Origin of the sequence: Aquibium microcysteis, from assembly GCF_014495845.1 — a bacterium.
In the GTDB taxonomy this organism is placed as follows: domain Bacteria; phylum Pseudomonadota; class Alphaproteobacteria; order Rhizobiales; family Rhizobiaceae; genus Aquibium; species Aquibium microcysteis.
The window spans coordinates 935,923-952,934 of record NZ_CP061080.1; the positions used below are offsets into that span (position 1 = coordinate 935,923).

13 protein-coding genes are annotated in these 17,012 nt (G+C 69.7%); 6 read left to right on the forward strand and 7 right to left on the reverse strand.

The window, feature by feature from the left end:
• Positions 1–28: 28 nt before the first annotated feature.
• Complete coding sequence (locus tag IAI54_RS04245) at positions 29–505, forward strand: MarR family winged helix-turn-helix transcriptional regulator (protein ID WP_235679243.1); 477 nt, start codon at positions 29–31, stop codon at positions 503–505.
• A 50-nt stretch (positions 506–555) separates the two neighbouring features.
• Here IAI54_RS04245 and IAI54_RS04250 read toward each other — a convergent pair whose 3' ends face one another.
• From IAI54_RS04250 to IAI54_RS04275, 6 genes are all read right to left on the reverse strand, one after another.
• A complete protein-coding gene (locus IAI54_RS04250) occupies positions 556–1,572 on the reverse strand; it encodes an amidohydrolase family protein (RefSeq protein ID WP_187971171.1) in 1,017 nt (338 codons plus the stop codon).
• 75 nt (positions 1,573–1,647) lie between these two features.
• Complete coding sequence (locus tag IAI54_RS04255; protein WP_187971172.1) at positions 1,648–3,024, reverse strand: FAD-binding oxidoreductase; 1,377 nt, start codon at positions 3,022–3,024, stop codon at positions 1,648–1,650.
• Positions 3,025–3,031: 7 nt separating this feature from the next.
• Entirely contained in the window at positions 3,032–4,681 is a 1,650-nt protein-coding gene (locus tag IAI54_RS04260; RefSeq protein WP_235679244.1) for a thiamine pyrophosphate-requiring protein, read from the reverse strand.
• Positions 4,678–5,913 carry an alpha-hydroxy acid oxidase gene (locus IAI54_RS04265; protein WP_235679245.1) on the reverse strand — a complete coding sequence of 412 codons (1,236 nt, stop codon included), beginning with the start codon at positions 5,911–5,913 and terminating at the stop codon, positions 4,678–4,680. The genes IAI54_RS04260 and IAI54_RS04265 overlap by 4 nt, the downstream gene beginning before the upstream one ends.
• Positions 5,913–7,610: a thiamine pyrophosphate-requiring protein gene (locus tag IAI54_RS04270; protein ID WP_187971174.1), complete on the reverse strand. Its 1,698-nt coding sequence runs from the start codon at positions 7,608–7,610 to the stop codon at positions 5,913–5,915. The genes IAI54_RS04265 and IAI54_RS04270 overlap by 1 nt, the downstream gene beginning before the upstream one ends.
• Positions 7,611–7,638: 28 nt before the next feature.
• Positions 7,639–9,105, reverse strand: coding sequence for an NAD-dependent succinate-semialdehyde dehydrogenase (locus tag IAI54_RS04275; protein WP_187971175.1), 1,467 nt, complete (start codon positions 9,103–9,105; stop codon positions 7,639–7,641).
• Between the two features lie 146 nt (positions 9,106–9,251).
• On the opposite strand from IAI54_RS04275, the gene IAI54_RS04280 reads away from it, so the two are divergent.
• Positions 9,252–9,866 carry a 2-hydroxychromene-2-carboxylate isomerase gene (locus tag IAI54_RS04280; protein WP_187971176.1) on the forward strand — a complete coding sequence of 205 codons (615 nt, stop codon included), beginning with the start codon at positions 9,252–9,254 and terminating at the stop codon, positions 9,864–9,866.
• Between the two features lie 40 nt (positions 9,867–9,906).
• Here IAI54_RS04280 and IAI54_RS04285 read toward each other — a convergent pair whose 3' ends face one another.
• On the reverse strand, positions 9,907–11,790 hold the full coding sequence (locus tag IAI54_RS04285) for an AMP-binding protein (RefSeq protein WP_187971177.1): 1,884 nt from the start codon (positions 11,788–11,790) through the stop codon (positions 9,907–9,909).
• A gap of 122 nt (positions 11,791–11,912) precedes the next feature.
• Here IAI54_RS04285 and IAI54_RS04290 point away from each other — a divergent pair, with 122 nt between their 5' ends.
• The 4 genes from IAI54_RS04290 to IAI54_RS04305 all read left to right on the forward strand — a co-directional run bounded on the left by IAI54_RS04290 (position 11,913) and on the right by IAI54_RS04305 (position 17,010).
• Positions 11,913–12,854: a LysR family transcriptional regulator gene (locus IAI54_RS04290; RefSeq protein WP_187971178.1), complete on the forward strand. Its 942-nt coding sequence runs from the start codon at positions 11,913–11,915 to the stop codon at positions 12,852–12,854.
• 151 nt (positions 12,855–13,005) lie between these two features.
• Positions 13,006–14,415, forward strand: a complete 1,410-nt coding sequence (locus IAI54_RS04295) for an amidase (protein ID WP_187971179.1) — start codon at positions 13,006–13,008, stop codon at positions 14,413–14,415.
• A gap of 39 nt (positions 14,416–14,454) precedes the next feature.
• Positions 14,455–16,047 (forward strand): ABC transporter substrate-binding protein, encoded by a 1,593-nt coding sequence (locus IAI54_RS04300; protein ID WP_187971180.1) that lies wholly within the window; start codon positions 14,455–14,457, stop codon positions 16,045–16,047.
• Between the two features lie 21 nt (positions 16,048–16,068).
• A complete protein-coding gene (locus IAI54_RS04305; RefSeq protein ID WP_187971181.1) occupies positions 16,069–17,010 on the forward strand; it encodes an ABC transporter permease in 942 nt (313 codons plus the stop codon).
• The last annotated feature ends 2 nt before the right edge of the window (positions 17,011–17,012 follow it).

The following is a 17,012-nucleotide window of genomic DNA, read 5'->3' on the forward strand; positions in this document are numbered from 1 at the left end:
GAGGCAGGCAAGGGGGACGGAAACCGCATTGTCCACGAGCAAAGCTTCGACCGGCGCGGATCGCGCGATCCTGCGTCCGCGCGCCATGTTCTTCCTCAACCAGGCCAATCATGCGGTGCGCAGCCGCCTCGACGCCGCGCTGGCCGCCGTCGAGATGACGGGAATCCAGTACACCGTGCTCAGCGTCATCGGCCGCCACGAAGGGCTTTCGTCGGCGGAACTGTCGCGCCGCTTCTTCGTCACGCCGCAGACGATGAACGAACTGATCGGGTTGCTCGAGCGGCGCGACTACATCGTCCGCAAGGCCGATCCCGCCAACCGGCGCATCCTGCGCATGTCGGTCACCGATACCGGGCGGGGGATGCTGGAGACATGCGATGCCCTGGCAGACGCGGTCGAGCGCGACGTGTTCGGCGGCATGGCGGACGAGGACTACCGCCGGCTCTGCGAACTCACCCGCGATCTCGCGCGCCATCTGCGCACGCGCGACGAGCCGGCCGCCTGAGGTCTGGGGCGATACGGAGCGGCCGGAGCCGCTCCGCGTGAGGCGTGGCGTCAGCCGGTCAGGCCGAGCAACTTTTCGGCATTGCCGTGGTAGAGCTTGTGACGGACCTCTTCGCTGACGTCGAGCGCGTCGAGGATGCGCAGCGTCTCGCGGATGTACATCGGCCCGCCTTCCGGATCGAAGGGGGCATCCGAGGCGAACACCACGCGGTCCTCGCCGAAGAATTCGATCGCGTGCTCGATCGCCTTGCGCGACCCGAAGGAGGCGGTGTCGGCGTAGAACTCCTTGAAATAGTCGAGATGCGGCCGCTTCAGCGCCTTCAGCACCCCGGTCAGGTCGCGGTCGCTGGTGCGCTTGCCGAGCTGGTCCCAGCCGGGACCGACGCGGCCCTCGAAATAGGGGATCATCCCGCCGGCATGGTGGGTGATGACCTTGAGACCCGGATACTTGTCGAACATGCCCGAGAAGACCATGCGCGCCATGGCGGCAGAACTCTCGTAGGGCCAGCCGAGCGTCCACCAGATCTCGTATTCGGAGCGGCTCTCGCTCTCGTAGTCGGAGAAGTTCTGGGCGCGGGCGGGGTGCAGCCAGATCGGCTTGCCGGCCTTGGCCATGTAGTCGAAGAAGGGCGCATATTCCGGCAGGTCGACCGGCTTGCCCGAGATGTTGGTGAAGATCTGCATGCCGGCGGCGCCGAGATCGTCGATAGCGCGGCGGCACTCCTCGATCAGCGCGTCGGGATTGTTCATCGGCGCCGTGCCGATGAAGGCCGGAAAGCGATCGGGATATTTCTGGCAGAGCTCGGCCATCGAATCGGAGCCGATCTGCGACAGTTCCAGCGCGCCCTGCGGCCCGGCGAACTTCTCCAGCGGCGGCGAGGCCAGCGACAGCACCTGCTGGTACTCGTCGCCGAACATGTCCATCACCTCGAAACGGCGGTCGAGGTCCGTCATCATCGGCACGTCGCCCGACCGCTTGGTCATGTCCGACATGGTGCCGAGTTCCTTGACGAGCCGGTCGAAGAAGGGCTTCGGCCAGATGTGGTTGAAGATGTCGATCTTCCGCATGGGTCTCTCCAGTCTGCGAGGTTTGGTGTTGGTCTGTCCGTCCCGGCCGGCGGGTCGACCGCCGGCCGTGCGATGTCAGCCGGCCTGTCCGAGCTTGCCGGGGTTCATGATGCCGGCCGGATCGAGCGCCGCCTTGATGGCGTTCATGACGTCGACGGCCTCCCCGTGCTCGCGGCGCAGATAGGGGAGCTTGGCGATGCCGATGCCATGCTCGCCGCTGAAGGTGCCGCCCATCTCCAGCGCCCGGGCGTAGAGACGGCCGGCGAGGCGCTCGGCCTCGGCCAGTTCCTCGGGAATCTCCGGCTTGATCAGATAGCCGACATGGAAATTGCCGTCGCCGACATGGCCGATGATCTTGGCGGTGAGGAAGGATTGATCGACGTCGGCGCGCGCGGCGAGCACCGCCTCGGCGAGGCGCGAGATCGGAACGCAGACGTCGGTGGTGTAGGTCTTGCAGCCGGGGCGCAGCGACTGGTTGGCGTAGATCGTCTCGTGGCGTGCCTTCCAGAGCCGCTCGCGATCCTCGGGCAGCGTCGACCAGGCGAAATCGGAGCCGCCGGAATCGGCCGCGATGGCGGCGACGCTGCGCGACTGCTCCTCGACCCAGTTCGGGCTGCCGTGGAACTCCAGGAAAAGGGTCGGCGCACGCCTGAGGCCGAGATTGGAATGCGCGTTGGCCGCGTCGATCGCCACCTCGTCCAGGAATTCGATGCGGGCCACGGGAATCCCGCTCTGGATCGTGGCGACGACGGCCTCGACCGCGCCGCGCATGGTCTCGAAGGCGCAGACGGCAGACGCGATCGTCTCCGGGATCGGCTGCAGCCGCACGGTGACCTCGGTGATGACGCCGAGCGTCCCCTCGGCCCCGACGAAGAGCTTGGTCAGGTCGTAGCCGCTGGAGGATTTCTTCACGCGGCGCCCCGTCGTGATGACCTTGCCGGTCGGCGTGACCACGCGCAGCGCCAGCACGTTCTCGCGCATGGTGCCGTAGCGCACCGCCGTGGTCCCGCTCGCCCGCGTCGAGGCCATGCCGCCGAGCGTCGCGTCCGCACCCGGATCGATCGGGAAGAACAGGCCCATGTCGCGCAGATGCGCGTTGAGCTGCTTGCGCGTGACGCCGGCCTCCACCACCGCGTCGAAATCCTCGCCGTTGACGGCGACGATCCGGTTCATGCGGCTGACGTCGAGCGAGATCCCGCCGCGCAGCGGGATCGTGTGGCCCTCCATGGAAGAGCCGGCGGCGAAGGGCGTGACCGGCACGCCGGCCTCGTGGCAGGCGGCGACCACCCGCTGCACGTCGTCCTCGTTCTCGGCAAAGACCACGGCGTCCGGCAGGTGCGCCGGCTGGCGCGACATGTCGCGTCCGTGGTGGTCGCGTACGGCGTCGGCCACCGAGAGCCGCTCGCCGAAATGCGCCTTGAGGCGGTCGATCGTCTCCCGGAGCCGCGTCATCGCCGCCTCACGCGCCCGCCGCCGCGCGGTGATAGCGCGAGCGCTGGATTTCCTTGGCGGTGATGAATTCGAGCAGGACGGGGATGCCGGCCTTCGTCTTCTCGATGCCGCGGCGGATCGCCGGCACGATCTCGTCCGGCGTCGTCACCCGCTCGCCATGGGCGCCCATGGCCCGGGCGAAGGCGGCGTAGTCGCCGGAGATGTCGGTCGAGCGGTATTTCACGGTCGAGACTGGCATGATCGGCAGCTCCATCGCCATGGAGAAATTGTTGAGCAGGATCGACAGGATCGGAATGCGCTCGCGCACGGCGGTCTCGAAGTCCATGCCGGTGAAGCCGATGGCGGCGTCGCCCCAGACGTTGATGCAGAGCTTGTCGGGATGAGCGAGCTTGGCGCCCATCGCGAGCCCGAGGCCGTAGCCGAGCTGGGTCGACTTGCCCCAGCCGATATAGGTCAGCGGCTCGACGGTCTTCCAGAACGGCGAAAGCTGGTCGCGCGGACTGCCGGCATCGTGGGTGATGATCGTATTGGCCACGTCGACCGTCTGCTGCAGGTCCCAGAGCACCCGGTAGGGTGACAGCGGCGCGTCGTTCGAGGTGAGCTTCGGCATCCACATGGCGAGCCATTCGGCCTGCACGGCGGCGATCTCTGCGGCGGTGCCGGCGGCGTCGCGACGGGGTGTCCCGCGCGCGTCGAGCGCGGCGAGCACGGCGTCGAGCGTCAGCGCCGCGTCGCCGACCAGCGCCACCGTCGCCTCGACGTCCTTGTTGACGTGGTCGGGGTCGAGCGTGGCATGGACGATCGTCTTGCCGAGCGGCATCTGCACGCCGAAGGCGGTCTCGGTGAACGAGCAGCCGATGCCGAAGATCAGGTCGGACGCGTCGAGGAAGTGGCGCAGCGTCTTCGAGATCGCAGCACCGCCCGCGCCGATCGACAGGTCGTGCGTCTCGGGGAAGGCGCTCTTGCCTTCGAGGCTGGTCGCCACCGGGATCGCCAGGCGCTCGGCCAGCGCCTTCAGCTGCGGCCAGGCCTTCGCGTAGTGGACGCCCTGGCCGGCATAGAGCACCGGGCGCTTCGCGGCGAGCAGGAGGTCGACGGCGGCGTCCACGGCGGCCGGGTCGGGGCCGTAGCGGGTGGCGAGCACCGGGCGGTAGTCGAGCGGTTCCGGCACGTCGAGCTGCCACATGTCGTTCGGGATCTCGACCAGCACCGGGCCGCCGCGGCCGTTGCGCAGCCGGCTGAACGCGCGGCGGAAGACGTTGACCAGTTCTGCGGCCGAGGTGATCGGCTCGGCCGACTTGGTGATCGTCCGCATCGAGATCGTGGCGTTGTAGTTCGGGTCGACATGGGCGAGCCGGCGCTCGTAGCCCATCGGCAGCACCAGCAGCGGCACCGACTCCGAATAGGCCTGCGCGATGCCGCCATAGGAATTTTCCGTGCCCGGTCCGAGCTGCATGGCGAAGACGCCGATCCGGCGGCCCGACGACAGCCGCGAGATCGCGTCGGCCATGTGGATGCCGGTGCGTTCCTGCCGCACGATCACCGGGCGGATGTCCGCCTCCGCCGCGCGCTCCAGCACGTGGTTGACCGGGTAGCCGCAGATCAGGTCGACGCCCTCGCGCCTGAGGATCTCGGCGATCGCCGCTCCGAGCTTCATGGCCTGTCTCCTCCCAGGGTGTCGCGCGGCCAGGCCGTCGCATGCCGCACCGGCGCCTGCCGCGCCTCCGCTGCCGAGCGCAGGCCGCATTGGCCGAGCGCGATGGTGAACTCGTCGATGAAGCTCGCCGCCATGTGGCGCGCCCCGTCGTCGCCGATCGCCGCGAGCGCCAGCATGAAGGCGCGCCCGGCGAAGGTGGAGCGGGCGCCGCAGGCGAGCGCCCGCATCATGTCGACGCCCGATGTGACGCCGCTGTCGAGGATCACCGTCATGTCGTCTCCGACGGCGGCGGCGATGGCGGGCAGCACGTCGATCGAAGCGGGGGCGGCGTCGAACTGCCGGCCGCCATGGTTGGAGACGATCACGCCGTCCATGCCGATCGAGCGGGCCTGTGCGGCGTCAGCCGGATGCAGCACGCCCTTGACCAGCATCGGCCCGCGCCAGGCTTCGCGCAGCCGCGCCAGCACCTCCCAGGCGAAACCGCCGCCGACATGGGCGCCGACGAAGGCTGCGGGATCGCGCCCGCCGGCATAGGGCACGATGTTGGCGAAGGCCGGTTTGCCGCGCCGCACCAGGGCGCCGAGCCAGGGCGGCGAGGCGGCGATGTCGATGGCGTTGCGCGGTCCGATCCGGAACGGCATCACGAAGCCGTTGCGCAGGTCGCGCGGCCGCTTCGAGCGCACCGGCACGTCGAGCGTGGCGACCAGGACCCGCGCTCCGGCCGCTTGCGCGCGGCGCGCGAGGTCGAAGCTGACGCGGTGGTCGTCCGCCGCCAGCGGATAGAGCTGGAACCAGGTGACGTCGGGTGCCCGGCGCGTGACGTCCTCGATCGTGGCGGTGGCCAGCGTGCCGACGAGATAGGGGATGTTCATGCGCTGCGCGGCTCGGGCGAAGAGCTCGGTCGCGCCCGGCCACATCAGCCCGTCCATGCCGATGGGCGAGATGCCGATCGGCGCGGCGTAGCGGTGGCCGAAGAGCTCGACCGAGGTGTCGACGTCGCGGACCTCGCGGCCGTAGCGCGGCACGATCTCGATGCTGCGCAGCGCGGACCGGTTGCGCGCCGGGCCGCCGTCGTCGCCCGCGCCGCCCTGCAGGAATTCGAAGGCGAAGCGCGGGATGCGCCGTGCGGCGCGTCGCTCGAGGTCCTCGATCGTCGGGAAGCGGCGCCGCAGCAGCGGCAGACGCTGCGCCAGCCGCGCCTCGTCCGGTTCGATCGGCGCCCGCGCGTCCACTAGTAGCTCACCACCACGTCGAGCAGCGCCTGCCGTCCCGCGCGCGTCGCCTCGAGCGCCCGCCGGATGGCGGCAGGCAGTTCGGCGCCGTCCTCGACCCGTTCGGCATGGGCGCCGTGGGCGCGGGCGATGGCGGCATGGTCGGGCGTCGGGTCGAGCGCGGTGATCGGCATGACGTTGGCGGCGGCGGCCCTGCCGTCGGGATACATGTAGAGCGTGGAGCGCCGCACCGCGTTCCAGATGCCGTTGTTGAAGACGACGGTGAGCAGGGGCAGCTTCAGCGCCGCGGCCGTCTGGTGGCAGGCGACGGGGTTCGCGAACATGTAGGAGCCGTCGCCGATGGTGGCGATGACCTGCTTGCCCCGGTTGCCGAACTGCGCGCCGAGGGCTGCGGTGAGGCCCCAGCCGAGCCCGCCGGACAGCGGCGTCCCGAAATAGCTGTCGGGCGCTTCGAGCCGCATCGCCGCCGGCTCGATGCCGAGTTCGTTGAAGAAGACGGTGTCGGCGTCGGCGGCATCCGACAGGCACCGGCTGACATAGGCGGGCGACATCGGCGAACCGCTGCCCCTGGCCAGCCGCTTCTCGATTGCTTCTGCGGCAGCCGCGCGGGCGGCGGCGACCCTGGCGCGGCGTTCTTCGAAGGTCTCCCCGGCCGGGACCCGTTCTGCGAGTGCGGCGTCGAGCGCGGCGAGACCCGCATGCACGTCGCCGGCCAGCGAGACGTCGACGCGGAAGCTGCGCATCGGCACGGCCGGATGGAGCGGCTGCGGCCCGAGTGCCACGACTGTGCAGCCGTCCGCCGGCTGCACGTGCGCGGCGACCCAGGGAACCATGGCGGCGGCCACGACGATGACGTCTGCTTCGCGGACCCAGGCCGTCGGCTCCTGGCCGACGAGCATCGGATGGCTGGACGGCAGGGACTGCCGCGTCGCCCAGTACTCGACCACCGGCAGCGCGAAGCGCTGCGAAAAGCCGGCCAGCGGCTCGAATCCGTCGCCGCAGCCGCCGCTCTGCGTGATGATGACGGGGTTCTTCGCACGGGCGAGCGCATCGGCCGCGCAGGCGACCGCTTCCTTGGCCGGAGGTCCATAGGTGGTGGGCACCACCGCCGGCCCGGCGGCCGTCAGGTCGACGGCCTCCGCCAGGACCTCGCGCGGCAGGCTGACATAGACCGGGCCGCGCGGCTCGCTCATGGCGATGCCCACCGCGCGGTCGATCACCGCGGCCGCCTGTTCGGGATAGCGCAGCTCGTAGTCCCACTTGACGACCTCGCGGACCATGCCGGCCTGGTCGCGCATCTCCTGGCCCCAGTGGATCGGGCTCGACCGGCTACCGAAGCGGCCGCTCTCGGTCAGCGGCGTGCGGCCCGAGCACATCAGGATGGGCACGTTCTCCGATGCGGCGTTGATCAGCCCCATCACCGCATTGGCGAGCCCGACATTGACGTGCACCATCACCGCCGCCGGCTTGCCGGTGACGAGATAGTAGCCGTGCGCCATGCCGACCGCGACGCCCTCGTGCGGGATGACGAGCGGCTCGGGCATGGCGATGCCGCTCTCCGGCGCGCGTGCATAGGCCTCGATGATGGACGGGAAATCCGTGCCGCCATTGGCGAAGAGCACGTCGATCCCGGCCGCCTTCATCCGGCCGAGCACGGCCTCCGCGGCGAAGCTGCCGTCCGGCTGGGTGTGTTTCATGGCGTTGGCCTCCCTGCCTGTATGCGCTTCAGACCGTGACGCTCAGCGTCTTGGTGACGAGGAAGGCGTCGATGCCCTCCATGCCGACTTCCGAGCCGTGCCCGCTCTCCTTGACGCCGCCGAACGGCGTCTCGGGCATCGAGATGTTGAAGGAGTTGATGCCCACCATGCCGGCCTCGATGGCGTCGCCCAGCCGCGCGATGGCGGCGGCCGAAGAGGTGAAGGCATAGGCGGCGAGCCCGTAGGGCAGCGCGTTGGCCTTGGCGACGGCATCGTCCAGGCTTCCGAACGGATTGATCACGGCGACCGGACCGAACGGTTCCTCGCGCATGATCCTGGCGTCGGCAGGCACGTCGGCGAGCACCGTCGGTGCATAGAAGCTGCCCTCGTTGCCGATGCGGCGACCGCCCGCGAGCAGTTTCGCCCCTCGCTCGACCGCGTCCTGGACCAGAGCCTCGACCGCATCGCGCCGCCGCATGTGGACGAGCGGACCCATCTGCGTGTCCGGCTCCAGTCCGTCGCCGACCTTGATCCGCGCCGCCCTTTCGGCAAAACCCTCGCAGAAGCGTGCGTAGGATGCCTCCTGCACGTAGAAGCGGGTCGGCGACACGCAGACCTGCCCGGAATTGCGGTACTTGCGCTGCACGCCCATGTCGAGCGCGGTGGCGATGTCGGCGTCGTCGAAGACGAGCACGGGCGCGTGGCCGCCGAGCTCCATCGTCGTGCGCTTCAAACCGTCGGCGGCGAGCTTGATCAGGTGCTTGCCGACGGGAATGGAACCGGTGAACGAGATCTTGCGGATGACCGGGGAGGCCAGGAGATGGCGCGATATGGTGTCCGGCACGCCGAACACCACCGCGATGGCGCCGGCCGGAACGCCTGCGTCGACCAGGCACCGCGCCACCGCCAGCGCGGCGGCCGGCGCTTCCTCGCCCGGCTTGTAGACCATGGTGCAGCCGGCCGCGAGCGCAGCACCCATCTTGCGCGCCGCATTGCCGATCGGAAAGTTCCAGGCCGAGAAGCCCGCACTGGGGCCGACAGGCTCGCGCACCACCGAGAAGCGGGTGTGGTGCAGACGGCCGGGGATGACGCGGCCATAGCTGCGGCGGCCTTCTTCGGCGAACCACTCCATCTCTTCCGATGCGAAATGCGTCTCGAGCCGCGCTTCGGCGAGCGGCTTGCCCATCTCCAGCGTGGCGAGGCGGGCGATGTCCTCCTGGCGCTCGCGCATCAGGTCGGCGGCCTTCTTGAGGATCCGGCCGCGGTCCCGCGGGTTGACGTGTCGCCAGGTCGCGAAGGCCCGCTCCGCCGCCGCCAGGGCGCGGTCGAGGTCGGCCGGCGTGGCATGCGGCACGACGCCGACGGCGCGGCCAGTGGCGGGATTGACGACCGGCTGCGTCTCGCGCTCCGAGGCCTCGATCCAGACGCCGTCGATGAGAAGGGCAGGGGAGACGTAGCCGCCCGGCGCGGCGGGCGTGGTGGTCGCGGCGTTCATCAGTCGTCCTCCTCGATCCGATGGAACCCATCGTATCATCAGGGCCCCTGATAATTGTCAAGTCCCCCGTGAATCCTCTGGCGCCGTCCCCGCACGGCGCGTAAGGACCGCCGTCGTCGTCGCACACGCGAGGAAAGGTGCCGCTCATGGACAGCCCCGAGCCGATCGAGTTCCATTTCGATTTCATCTCGCCCTTCGGCTTCTTCGCGAGCCTGCGGATCGACGAGATCGCCGCCCGGCACGGTCGCGAGGCGGATTGGCAGTCGATGCTGGTGGGCATCAGCGTGCTCAAGGTGATGGGGCTGAAGGCGATCCCGGCCACGCCGCTGAAGGGTGAGTATGCGCGCCGCGACGCCGAGCGCTACTGCCGTCGCCACGGCCTGACGCTGGCGCGCGATTTCGGCGCGCCGCCGGCCAACCCGCTCGCCGCCGGGCGCACGTTCCACTGGCTGAAGAAGCACCAGCCGGAGCACCACAAGCCGGTCGCCCGCGCGATCTATGCAGCCTATTTCCTGGAGGGCCGCGACATCGGCGACCTCGGCCTGGTGCTGGACGTCGCGGCGGCCTGCGGCGCCGACAGGGCCGCGCTCGCCGACGGCCACGCGAGCGGCGAAGCCTCGGATCTCCTGCGCGCCGCCGTCGACCGCTCGCTCGGCAAGGGCGTCTTCGGCTCGCCCTTCTTCATCGTCGACGGGGAGCCGTTCTTCGGCGTCGAGAAGATGGAGCTGATGGAGGAATGGCTGGACACCGGCGGCTGGTAGGCGCCGCACCGGCGGCTGGCAGGCGCCGCACCGGCGGCGGTCAGCCGCCCGCGAAGTCGAAGGCGAGGGCCAGCATCGACATGTGCTCGACCACGATGCGCCGCGAGTCCTCGTGGCCGGGCGGATCGAGGCGGATGAGGACCCTGCGCTGGCCCTGCTCCTCGCGGCACGAAATGTCGCGGATCCGCCCTTCCGGCAGCAATGCGGAGAGGTCGCGCATCAGCACGCGCTCCGTCGCGGCCTGGCGCAGTGCCGGCTTGAAGACCTTGCCCGTCGTGGTGAGCGGCATCTCGTCCATCAGGTAGATCCGCTTCGGCACGGCTGCGGGCTCAGGAATGTGGCCGCGCACGCTCTCCAGGATCTCGTCCGGTGCGGTGCTGCGGCCCGGCTTCAGCTTGAGGAAGGCGACCGGCAGTTCGCCCGCGTGGCGGTCGGGCTCGCCGACGGCGGCGCAGAGTTCGACGTCGGGATGGTGCATCAGCGCCTCCTCGATCACCAGCGGGTCGATGTTGTGGCCGCCGCGGATGATCACGTCCTTGGACCGGCCGAGCACCACGACCTGGCCGTCGGGATCGATGCGCCCGGTGTCGCCGGTCGCCAGCCATCCGCCTGGGAGGAAGGCGGACGCGTTCAGTGTCGCGTTGACGTAACCCGGCGTGACGTTGGGGCCGCGGACCGCCAGTGCGCCGGCCGAGCCGACGGGAAGCGGACGCGTCGGATCGGGCCGGCCGTCCCCGTCGACGGCGAAGACGCGCACCTCGCAATAGGGCAGGGGCCAGCCTGACGAACCCGGCCGGCGCGCGGCGTGGCGCGGGACGGTGGCGATCATGCCCGCCGCCTCGGTCATGCCGTAGATGCTGCGGATCGGCACGCCGAAGCGTTCCTCGAAGCGGGCGGCGAGTTCGCCGGGCATCGGCGAGCCGCCGCCGTAGAGCGCCTTGATGCCCGGGACGCCTCGGACGTCCGGATGCTGGGCGAGCAGCGTCGACACGAAGGTCGGTCCGCCGGAGAGCACGGTGACGCCGCGGCGCGCGACGATTCTCCAGTAGTCGCGGACGAAGGCCTTGTTGCGCATGCCGAGCCGGGACGGGATCAGCGTGCCCGCGCCGGCGGCGATGGCGGCGGCGGCGAGCACGATCGAGCCCGCGACGTGGAAGAACGGGAAACCGTTGAGGAAGAGGTCGTCCGGCCCGACGTCGTACATCAGGCCGGCAAACCAGGCGACGTGGACCTGGTTGCGATGGCTGTGCAGGACGAGCTTGGGAACGCCGGTGGAACCGCCGGTGTGGAAGCAGGCGGCGATGGCGTCGCGGTCGACGTCGATCTCGAAGGACGGTTCCGCAGGCTGCGCGGCCGACAGTGTGGAGAACGAGTCGGGGCCGTCCTCCGCGCCGACGCGCAGGACGTGGAGCGGGCGCGCGACGAGGCGGCGGATCGCCGGGACCTTGTCCCAGATCGGAAAGGCGGGGTCAGGGCCGTGCGCCACGACGACGCTTGCGCCGGCGTGGGTGATCAGCTCGGCGATGTGCTCGGCCGACAGCATGTAGTTGAGCGGCATGACGCGGCCGGCGGCCTGCGCGGCGAGGAACGCGACGACGGTTTCCGGCATCGGCGGTAGGAGCAGGGCGACCGTGTCGTCGCGGCCGACGCCGAGGGAGCGGAAGAGGTTCGCCGCCCTGTTCACCGCCTCCAGCAGACCGGCGAAGCTCAGGATCTCGGGCTCGTCGGCGGCGGTTCCGTCGGGCAGGTAGACGAGGGCGCGGCGTTCGCCGTGAAGCGCTGCGGAGCGGCGGAGCAATCCGTAGGTCGACTGCACGGGCACGGCGCCGTCGTAGTCCGCACCGGTCAGCGCCGCGACGTCGGCGGCGTCGCGGATGGGGCGGCGCCCGGAGGCCGGCGAGGCGGGGTCCATGGTCTGGTGCAAGCTTGGGTCTTCCGTCAGGTGTCGCCGCCGCGGCGGGGAGCCTGCGACGCTGGTCTTCGGGGAGACAATAGACGCGGGTCTTCGCTTGACTAGGCGGACGCCGAGAACCCAAAGTGCCGAATATGGAACACTCGACACCGCCCGCCGCTGCCGCGTCCGCCCGTCCGGCGCGGATCGACCTCAATGCGCTGATGCTGTTCTACGAGACGGTCAATGCCCGCAGCATCAACAAGGCGTCGGCGCTGCTCGACATGCCGAAGTCGACCATCAGCCGGCGGCTGCGGCTGCTCGAACAGCAGTTCAGTTCGACCCTCCTGAAGCGCGGCGCGCGGTCGCTCGGCCTGACCGAGACCGGCCAGGCGCTCTATCACCGGTGCGAGCGCATCGTGGCCGAACTCGAGAAGGCCAACCTGCAGACGGCCGAGATGCAGGAGGAAATGAGCGGCGTGCTGCGCATCAGCATGCCGTCCTTCTTCGTGGGCTGGGTATCCGAGGCGATCGCGGACTTCGCGGCGCAGAACCCGGCGCTGCGGCTGGAGATCGAGGCGCACAACCGGCAGGTCGACGTCACCGAGGAGCCGTTCGACGTCGCCATCCATTTCGGCAAGCCGGCGGAAACCTTCCAGCCGACGCGGACGCTGGCCCAGCTTCCGCGCAGTTTCTATGCCACGCCGGCTTACCTTGCCATGCATGGAACACCGTCCCACCACATGGAACTCGCCGCGCACGACCTGATCGTCCACCAGTTCCAGATGCGCGACAGGATCTTTCCCTGGCTCCGGCAGGGCGACGGCGCCGGGCCGCCGCGGCCGCCGCGGGCCGTGGCCAACAACGCGGTGCTGATCCGCGACCTCGTCCTGGGTGGACTGGGGATCGGACTGCTCCCCGACATCATGTGCCATGAGGACGTCAAGTCCGGTGCCCTCGTGCGGGTCGCGCTCGACTGGGAGAGCCCGCCGCTGACGGCGTCCGCGACCTATCTCGCGCGCCGCTTCGCGCCCGTGAAGACGCGCGCCTTCATCGATCATCTCGCCACCTACCTGCGCCAGCGCGCGCAGAGCTGACGGGGCCACCATCCGCCCTGTCCGAGCGTGCCGATTTTCGAACACCGGGTTCGAGGAGGCCAGCTATTGGTGCGGGGGTCGCTCTGCTAACGTCCTGCGGATAGGGAGAGCCGGGGCGAAGCCCGACCGATTGCCGACTGGGAGGACGACCGTGGGCAGCACCGACAATCTATGGACGCTCTCGGCCCGGGCGATCGTCGACGGCATCGCCGCCGGCCGCTTCACCGCCCGCGACGTGGTACGGTCGACGCTGGCCCGCATCGACGCCGTCAACGGCAAGGTCAACGCGCTCGTCTCGGTCCAGGCCGAGGATGCATTGGAGCGGGCCGATGTGCTCGACGCGCATGCGCAGGCCGGCAAGCCGCTGCTGCCGCTGCACGGCGTGCCGGTGACCACCAAGGTCAACACCGACCAGCGCGGCCTGCCCACCACCAACGGCACCCGTTTCTTCGCCGACAGGATCGCGGCGGACGACGACGCCTGTGTGGCCAACCTGCGCGACGCCGGTGCCGTGCTGATCGGGCGGTCGAACGCGCCGGCCATGTCGATGCGCTGGACCACCGAGAACGACGTCCACGGGCGCACGCTCAACCCATGGAACGCCGAGGTGGTGCCGGGCGGGTCGAGCGGCGGCGCAGGTGTCGCCGTCGCGATCGGCCTCGGCCCGATCGCGCATGGCAACGACGGCGGCGGCTCGATCCGCATGCCCGCCTTCTGCGCCGGCGTCGTCGGTCTGCGGCCGACCGTCGGGCGCATTCCGGCCGCGGCTGCCGACGAGGCGCAGGGCCGTGCCTTCGCGGCGGGACTGATCTCGACCCAGGGGCCGCTCGGCCGCACCGCCGACGACGTGCGCATGGGTTTTTCCGCCATGGCCGCGCCGAGCGGACGCGATCCCGTCCAGGTGCCGGTGCCGTTCGACCCGTCGGCGAACGCCGCGCCCTGCCGGGTGGCGCTGTGCGTTGATCCCACCGGGACCGGGGTCGACGGCTGGACGGAGGCGTCGCTCGGGATTGCGGCCGACAGGCTGCGGTCCGCCGGCTACGAGGTGGTCGACGCTGCGCCGCCGCATTTCGGCGATGCCGTGGCGCTGTGGCATGCCATCGCCTCGCAGGCCCGCTTCGCCATGGGCCCCTTCATCGAGCAGCATGGCGACGAGGGCGCCCGGATCCTCAACCGCCGCGTCCAGCAGTGGAACACCTTCGAGCCCGGCCGCTTCATTGCGGCTCTCGACCGCCGGACCGGGCTGCAGAAGGCCTGGGACCGGTTCCTGCGCGACCATCCGCTGCTGCTCGTTCCCGTCATGAACGGCAGGCCCTTCGCCGTCGGCTACGATTCCAGCAGCGAGGCGGCGATGCACGAGATGTTCCGGCTGCTGTCGCCGATGCTGCCGGCCTCCGCGCTCGGCTATCCGGCGGCCTCGGTGCCGACGGCCGTGCTCGACGGCCTGCCGGGAGGGGTGCAGCTGATGGCGGCACGGTTCGACGAGGCGCGTATCCTGCATGCGGCCGCGATCGTCCAGGGCGACTTCGCCGACGGCCCGCCCATCGATCCGAAATTCTAGGCCGACCGATCGGTCGGATGCTTCAGGGAGGATGTAGACATGCCTGGTTCCACGACTTCCGTCCTGCGGAAGATCACGCTGTCCGCGCTCGCGGCGGCCTCCATGTTCGCCGCCGGTCTCGGCACGGCTTCGGCTGAAACGCTCAAGGTGGTCGCGCACTCGGCGCTGCGCGTCCTCGACCCGATGATGGCGGGTGCCTACATCATCCGCAACCACGCCTACATGATCTTCGACACGCTTCTGGCGACGGATGCCGAGGGCAACATCCGTCCGCAGATGGCGGACTGGACCGTTTCCGACGACAGGCTGACCTACGTCTTCACGCTGCGCGACGGCCTGAAGTGGCACGACGGCCAGCCGGTGACGGCGGAGGACTGCGTGGCCTCGCTGAAGCGCTGGGGCGCCAAGGATGCCGCCGGCCAGGTCCTGATGGCCAACACGCAGAGCCTCGCGGCGCTCGACGAGCGGCGCATCGAGCTGAAGCTGAAGGCACCGAACGATTTCGTGCTGGCCGCCATCGGCAAGCCGTCGTCCTTCGTGCCCTTCATGATGCCGAAGCGGCTGGCCGACGTGCCGGTGAACCAGCCGATCAAGGAGATGGTCGGTTCGGGTCCGTTCAAGTTCGACCAGGCGGCGTTCAACCCGGGCGTCCTCGTCGCCTATGACAAGAACCAGGATTACGTTCCGCGGAACGAGCCGCCGAGCGGGCTGGCCGGCGGCAAGGTCGCCAAGGTCGACCGCGTCGAGTGGGTGACGATGCCCGATCCGCAGACCGCCGTGAACGCGCTGGCCTCCGGCGAGGTCGACTACGTCGAGAGCGTGCCGGTCGACCTCCTGCCGATCATCGAGAACAACGAGGACGTGGTCGTCGACCTGCTCGATCCGGGCTACCAGATCACCGCGGTGTTCAACACGCTGCATCCGCCCTTCGACGACCCGAAGAAGCGCCGTGCAGCACTCGCGGCCTTCAACCAGAAGGACGTGATGGACGCGCTGATCGGCGATCCGCGCTACTACAAGCTCTGCGGGGCGATGTTCGGCTGCGGCAATCCGCTGGAGACAGACGTCGGCTCCGAGATCGTGATGAAGGCCGACCCCGAGGCGTCGAAGGCGATGCTGGCCGAAGCGGGCTACGCCAACGAGACCGTGGTCATCCCGCACCCGACCGACCTCGTGCTGCTGCGCGCGCCGGGCATCGTCGGCGCCGACGCGCTGAAGAAGGGCGGCTTCAACGTCGACCTGCAGTCGAAGGACTGGCAGACCGTGCTCGGCCAGGTGGCCAGCCGCGAGGCTCCGGACAAGGGCGGGTGGAACATGCTGATCACCCTGCTCGGCGTGCCGGACATGGCCAACCCCATCATCAACGAGCGCCTGAACGCCAAGGGCACCAATGGTGGCGCGATGGGCTGGCTCGGCGATCCGAAGCTCGAGGAGATGCGTGCCGCCTTCGCCGCTTCCGCCTCGGCTGACGAGCAGAGGAAGATGGCGGAGGAGATCCAGGCCTATGCCTACGAGCAGGCCGTCTACGCGCCGCTCGGCCAGTTCTTCCGGGTGACGGCCTGGAGCAGTTCGATCGACGGCATCGTCCGTGCCCCGGTCACGCTGTTCTGGAACATCGAGAAGAATCCGTAAGCGGACGGCGGGAGGAACGGATTGCTCACCTACGTCGCGCTCCGCATCGGTTCCGCCCTGCCGGTCGCGGTTCTGGTGGCGCTCATCGTGTTCCTCCTCGTCCGGCTCACGCCGGGCGATCCCGCGGCCATCCTCGCCGGCGAGAACGCCAGTCCCGAGCAACTCGAGGCGATCCGCCTGAGCCTCGGGCTGGATCTCCCGATGCACCGGCAGATGCTCGACTGGGCCGGCGGCATCCTCGGCGGCGATTTCGGCACCTCGATCATCTCGCAGATCCCGGTCGTCACGATGATCGGGCAGCGGCTCGAGCCGACGCTGTCGCTGACCCTGATCACCTTCTGCCTGACCGTCCTCGTCGCCATCCCGCTCGGCGTGCTGGCGGCCTGGAAGCACGGCACGGCCGTCGACCGCGGCGTGATGGTGTTCTCCATCATCGGCTTCTCGGTGCCGGTCTTCGTGCTCGGCTACACGCTGATCCAGATCTTCTCGATCCAGCTCGGCGTCCTGCCGGTTCAGGGCTACCGGCCGATCGGCGAGGGGCTCGGTCCCTTCCTCTACCGCATGGTGCTGCCCGCGCTGACGCTGACGCTCGCCTTCACCGCTCTCATCGCCCGCATGACGCGCACGAGCATGCTGTCGGTGCTGGGCGAGGACTACATCCGCACGGCGCGCGCCAAGGGCGCCGCGGAGCCGAGGGTGCTGTTCCGCCATGCGCTGAGGAACGCCTTCGTGCCCATCATCACCATCCTCGGCAACAGTTTCGCGCTGCTCATCGGCGGTGTGGTCGTCACGGAGACGGTGTTCAACCTGCCCGGCATCGGCCGCCTGACCGTGGAGGCGATCCTGGCGCGCGACTATCCGGTCATCCAGGGCGTGGTACTCCTGATGAGCTTCGTCTATCTCGGCATCAACCTCCTGGTCGACATCGCCTACGTCGCCATCGATCCCCGCATCCGGTACTAGAC